This is a genomic window from Pseudooceanicola lipolyticus (assembly GCF_002786325.1).
Classification (GTDB): Bacteria; Pseudomonadota; Alphaproteobacteria; order Rhodobacterales; family Rhodobacteraceae; genus Pseudooceanicola_C; species Pseudooceanicola_C lipolyticus.
Genome location: NZ_PGTB01000237.1, coordinates 1 through 4,407 on the forward strand (window position 1 = coordinate 1; position 4,407 = coordinate 4,407).

Sequence of the window (4,407 nt, forward strand, 5' to 3'; positions counted from 1 at the left end):
GCCAGATCCGGCGCCAGCACCGCGGCCAGCGGCGTCACCACCTCATGCCGGCGCACCGCGCCACCACCGGCGATTTCGGCCAGCGCGTCGCGCCACCATTGCAGGCGCATCTCGGCGATCATCGGCTCGGCGGTGACCCAGGGCGCGCGCGACACCTCGACATTCATCGCGTAGAGCGGGAACAGTACCCGCCGCGCCGCCACCGGCGCCGCCATCACTGCCAGGAAACGGTCGGGATCGGCGCGCTGGACCAGCGCGGCGCAGGCGGCCAGGTCAGGGCTGAAGGTCACGGATCAGCTTCCAGCGGATCGCGTCCAGCAGCGCCTCGAAACTGGCGTCGACGATATTGGGGCTGACCCCCACCGTCGCCCAGCGCCGGCCCTGCCCGTCCTGGAAATCGATGATCACCCGCGTCACCGCCTCGGTGCCGCCATTGGTGATCCGCACCTTGAAGTCGCGCAGCTTGATCTCGTCGATCAGGCTCTGAAACGGGCCCAGATCGGCCTTCAGCGCCTGCCACAGCGCGTTGACCGGCCCGTCATCATGCAGGTCCTGCGGGTGTTCGTTCTTGAAATATCCCGTGCGCTTCGACCCGTCGCGGAACTGCACGGTGACCACCGCCTCGGATTCGACCACGATCTGGCCCTTGGCGTTGCGGCGGCGTTCCGAGATCACCCGATAGCGCTCGACCTCGAAATGTTCGGTCAGCTGGCCCAGCTCGTCGCGCGCCAGCAACTCGAAACTGGCCTGCGCGCTGTCATAGGAATAGCCCGCATCCTCGCGCGCCTTGACCCGTTCGAGGATGCGGCCCAGCGCCGGATCGCCCTTGCCAACCACCAGCCCCGCCTCGCCCAGGCGCTGGCGCAGGTTGGACTGCCCGGCCTGGTTCGACATCGGGATGATGCGCTCGTTGCCGACCAGCTCGGGCTCGATATGTTCGTAGGTGTCGGGGTTCTTCAGGATCGCGCTGGCATGCAGCCCCGCCTTATGGGCAAAGGCCGAGGCGCCGACATAGGGCGCCTGGCGCAGCGAGACGCGGTTCAGTATATCGTCCAGCATCCGGCTGATCCGGGTGATGCCGACCAGCGCCTCGTGACTCACCCCGGTGTCGAAGCGGCTGGCATAGGGCTCTTTCAACAGCAGCGTCGGGATCAGCGAGGTCAGGTTGGCATTGCCGCAGCGTTCGCCCAGCCCGTTCAGCGTGCCCTGCACCTGCCGCGCCCCGGCCTCCACCGCGGCCAGGGTGCCGGCCACCGCGTTTTCGGTGTCGTTATGGGTGTGGATGCCCAGCCGGTCGCCGGGGATACCGGCGGCAATCACCTCGCTGACGATCCGCGCGATCTCGTCCGGCAGGGTGCCGCCATTGGTGTCGCACAGCACCACCCAGCGCGCCCCGGCCTGAAAGGCGGCGCGGCAGGCCTCCAGCGCGTATTCCGGGTTGGACTTGTAGCCGTCGAAGAAATGTTCGGCGTCAAACAGCGCCTCGCGCCCCTGCGCGACGATATGGGCGATCGAGGCGCGGATATTCTCGGTGTTTTCCGCCAAGGTAATGCCCAGCGCCGCCTCGACATGGTAGTCATGGCTTTTGCCGACCAGGCAAACCGTGCCGGTGCCGGCATTCATCACCGCCGCCAGCACATCGTCATTTTCCGCCGAACGCCCGGCGCGCTTGGTCATGCCAAAGGCGGTCATCTTGGCGCGGGTCTTGGGGGCGGCTTCGAAAAACGCGCTGTCGGTCGGGTTGGCGCCGGGCCAGCCGCCCTCGATATAGTCGATCCCCAGCCGGTCGAGCGCCTGGGCGATCTGCACCTTGTCGGCGGTGGAGAACTGCACGCCCTGGGTCTGTTGCCCGTCGCGCAGGGTGGTGTCGTAGAGATAGAGACGTTCACGGCTCATGACAGGACTCCAGCGGCGTGAGGGAGGAGGTTGCGGGTCAGGCCCGGGACGGCGGTGCGCCCGAGAGCGGCGCCCAACTCTGGGGGCGCGCTTTGCTCGGCTTGTGATCCGCGCTTGATCCCGAACGCCCCGCACTCGGGCCGAGCGGCGCATGACATCGCCCATGCGTCCTCCCATGGGGAGGGTCGGGCGCCGCCCGGGCGGAACGCCCGCGGGCTGGTATGGCTGGCGGCGCGCGTCATTTGAGGGCCTCGAGCTTGGCAGCGTCAAAACCGGCGGCTGGCAACAATTCGACACCCTCCTTGCTCATCCGCACTTCGACCCCGGCAGCGACCAGTGCGGCCTTGGCGCGGTCCACCTCGGAAAAATCCTTCTTCGCCTTTGCCTGTTCACGCAGGCCTGCGAACCAGTCTGCGTATCCTGACAGGTCGATATCCGGTTTTTCCGCCCAATCTGGAACTGCATCCCCCATCAGGCCAAGAAATCCGAGCGTTGCGCGCAGGGTCGCGACATCGTCAGCCTGCGAAAGCTGATGGAGTTCCGACAGCGCCCCCGCCGTGTTCAGATCATCGGCCAGCGCGTCGATTACCGGCGCATGGACCACCGCAGACACCGGTCCCTGCTCCACCTGCGCATACCATTTGCGCAACGTCGCCTCTGCCTCGCGTGCCTTTTTCTCCGTCCAGTCCATGGGCTTGCGATAATGCGTGCTCAGGAACACGAAGCGGATCACCTCGCCCGGCACGCCCTGGTCCAGCAGGTCGCGCACGGTAAAGAAATTGCCCAGGCTCTTGGACATCTTCTTGCCCTCGACCTGCAGCATCTCGTTATGCAGCCAGAACCGGGCGAAATCGCCTTCTGGATGGGCACAGCAGGACTGGGCGATCTCGTTCTCGTGATGCGGGAACATCAGGTCGTTGCCGCCGCCGTGAATGTCAAAGCTGTCGCCCAGCAGCTCATAGGCCATGGCCGAGCATTCGATATGCCAGCCCGGCCGCCCCCGGCCCCAGGGCGAGTCCCAGCCCGGCAGATCGTCGGACGAGGGCTTCCACAACACGAAATCCATCGGGTTGCGCTTGTAGGGCGCCACCTCGACCCGGGCACCGGCGATCATGTCCTCGACCGAGCGGCCCGACAGCGCGCCATACCGGTCCTTCCACGAATCCACGGCGAACAGCACATGGCCCTCGGCGGCATAGGCGTGGCCCTTGTCGATCAGCGTCTCGATCATCGCCACCATCTGCGGGATGAACCCGGTCGCGCGCGGCATCTGGGTCGGTTCCAGCGCCCCCAGCGCCGCCATGTCATCCAGGAACCATTGCGTGGTCTCGGCGGTGATTTCCGAAATCGCGCGCCCGGATTCCGCCGCGCGGGCGTTGATCTTGTCATCGACGTCGGTGAAGTTGCGGACATAGGTGACCTGATCGGCGCCGTAGACATGCCGCAGCAGCCGGTACAGCACGTCGAACACCACCACCGGGCGGGCATTGCCCAGATGCGCGCGGTCATAGACGGTGGGGCCGCAGACATACATCCGCACATTCTCGGCGGTTAGAGGCTCAAACACCTCTTTCTTGCGGGTTTTGGTGTTGTACAGCCTGATCTCGGTCATAGACGTCAGTCCTCGCGCGGGGTCCCGGCGCGGGCATGTCAACTTGGTTCAGGGATGTAAACGAAGAAAACCGGCCCGCTGTGGATATCAGCAGGAAATAATGCAGCAGTTAATGATGCAGAAACGGTTCATGCCCCGCTCTTACGCCGCCCGCGCCCGCGGATCAAGCCTCTTGCGCGGGTTGGTGCGGCTTGGCAGGCTCGCGATCATGAGCCGCGCCACCGTCACCGCCATCTGCAGCCGCTTTCCCGGCGCCGAAGTCTCCGACCCCTGGGGCGGCGGCCATGACGCCTGGAAGGTCGGCGGCAAGATGTTCGCCTGTATCGGCTCGATGGACACCGGCGTGGCGGTCAAGACCGCGGATGTGGAAACCGCGCAGATGCTGATCGATGCCGGCATCGGCGAGCGGGCGAAATATTTCCACCGCAGCTGGGTGCTGCTGCCCTGGGGCACCGGCGAGGACGAGCTGCGCCACCGGCTGGAAACCTCCTATGACCTGATCCGCGCCGGCCTGACGAAAAAGCTGCAGGCCACTCTGTCGCCACGCGCCTGATTGACAATCCCGCCGCGCTCTGCCCCTGTCGGCCTGCATCAGCGAAGGGAGACCGCCATGCACCTGTCCCAGCGCATCACCACGCTCAATGGCGGCGGCAGCGACGGCTGGGGCGTGTTCTACCGCGCCCGCCAGATGATTGCCGAGGGCACCGCCGTCACCGAGCTGACCATCGGCGAACATGACATCCGCACCCACCCTTCGATCCTGGCGGCGATGGACCGCGCCGCCACCGGCGGGCATACCGGCTATGCCATGGTGCCGGGCATCGCCGCGCTGCGCGACACCGTCGCGGCGCGGATCCAGGCCCGCACCGGCGTGCCGACGACCCGCGACAACATCCTGA

Annotated in this window: 4 protein-coding genes and 1 pseudogene; 2 read left to right on the forward strand and 3 right to left on the reverse strand. The window is 66.3% G+C overall.

What is annotated here, in order from left to right; genetic code table 11:
* From CVM52_RS23960 to cysS, 3 genes are all read right to left on the reverse strand, one after another.
* On the reverse strand, positions 1 to 290 hold a 290-nt coding region (locus tag CVM52_RS23960), incomplete at its 3' end, for a squalene/phytoene synthase family protein (RefSeq protein WP_172721079.1).
* Positions 274 to 1,896, reverse strand: a complete 1,623-nt coding sequence (cimA, locus tag CVM52_RS23965) for a citramalate synthase (protein WP_100164834.1) — start codon at positions 1,894 to 1,896, stop codon at positions 274 to 276. The genes CVM52_RS23960 and cimA, both read right to left, overlap by 17 nt.
* Positions 1,897 to 2,134: 238 nt before the next feature.
* Positions 2,135 to 3,508 carry a cysteine--tRNA ligase gene (cysS, locus tag CVM52_RS23970; RefSeq protein WP_100164835.1) on the reverse strand — a complete coding sequence of 458 codons (1,374 nt, stop codon included), beginning with the start codon at positions 3,506 to 3,508 and terminating at the stop codon, positions 2,135 to 2,137.
* 208 nt (positions 3,509 to 3,716) lie between these two features.
* Here cysS and CVM52_RS23975 point away from each other — a divergent pair, with 208 nt between their 5' ends.
* Both CVM52_RS23975 and CVM52_RS23980 read left to right on the forward strand, forming a co-directional pair.
* Complete coding sequence (locus CVM52_RS23975; protein WP_100164836.1) at positions 3,717 to 4,061, forward strand: MmcQ/YjbR family DNA-binding protein; 345 nt, start codon at positions 3,717 to 3,719, stop codon at positions 4,059 to 4,061.
* A 57-nt stretch (positions 4,062 to 4,118) separates the two neighbouring features.
* A pseudogene (locus tag CVM52_RS23980) lies at positions 4,119 to 4,407 on the forward strand (pyridoxal phosphate-dependent aminotransferase); the annotation flags it as partial.

Coding starts and splice junctions, on each gene's coding strand:
- cimA (WP_100164834.1), bottom strand. CDS start 1,896: ATGAGCCGTGAACGTCTCTATCTCTACGACACCACCCTGCGCGACGGG.
- cysS (WP_100164835.1), bottom strand. CDS start 3,508: ATGACCGAGATCAGGCTGTACAACACCAAAACCCGCAAGAAAGAGGTG.
- CVM52_RS23975 (WP_100164836.1), top strand. CDS start 3,717: ATGAGCCGCGCCACCGTCACCGCCATCTGCAGCCGCTTTCCCGGCGCC.